A 765-nucleotide genomic window follows, 5' to 3' on the forward strand; every position below is an offset into this window, starting at 1 on the left:
ATGAAACAGAAGCGCAAAATTTATGACAAGGCTTTTAAAGAGAAAGCAGTCCAATTGAGTTATGATAGGACAAACATATCAGAACTCGCTAGAGAGTTAGGAGTAACAGCCCCACAGTTGTATAAATGGCGTAAAGAGTTCGAAGAGTTTGGAGAGGGAAGTTTTCCTGGGAAAGGAAATTTAAAACTCACCCCCGAGCAAGAAAAAATTCACGAACTTGAGAAAAGACTCAAAGATGCCGAGTTGGAGCGTGATATATTAAAAAAAGCAATCGGCATTTTTTCCAAGAGCGGTCGATGATTTATAGTTTCATAAAAAGCAATGAACAACTATTCCCGATTGAAAAAATGTGCAAAGTTCTACAAGTGAGCAACGGAAGTTATTACCGATGGAAAAAACAAGCAATCACAGCAAGACAACAACTAAAAATTGCCATAAAAGAACAGATATCATTGATTTATTTTGCAGCCAAACAAAGATATGGAAGTCCTAGAATAGCATTGGAATTACAGTATTTAGGTTATAAAGTTTCAAGAATTACAGTGGCAAAATATATGAAAGAACTTGGCTTACGAAGCAAATTAAGCAAGAAGTTCAAAGTTACAACCAACTCAAATCATAATTATTTAGTTGTCGAAAATGTATTAAACAGAGAGTTTCTTGTCAAAATGCCTTCAAAAGCTTGGGTTTCGGATATTACATATATCCAAACTAAAGAGGGGTTTGTATACCTGACAGCTATTATGGATTTATATGATAGAAAAA

2 protein-coding genes are annotated in these 765 nt (G+C 34.5%); both read left to right on the top strand.

Features of this window, described 5'->3' with window-relative positions; all coding sequences use genetic code 11:
• The coding region (locus EG849_RS12955; RefSeq protein WP_125013519.1) for a transposase at positions 1-300 on the top strand (300 nt) is incomplete at its 5' end.
• Positions 301-365: 65 nt separating this feature from the next.
• Positions 366-765 (top strand): IS3 family transposase (locus tag EG849_RS12960; protein ID WP_158611952.1); only part of this gene is annotated, 400 nt, incomplete at its 3' end.

This window comes from Flavobacterium macacae, from assembly GCF_003865365.1.
Lineage (GTDB): Bacteria > Bacteroidota > Bacteroidia > Flavobacteriales > Flavobacteriaceae > Flavobacterium > Flavobacterium macacae.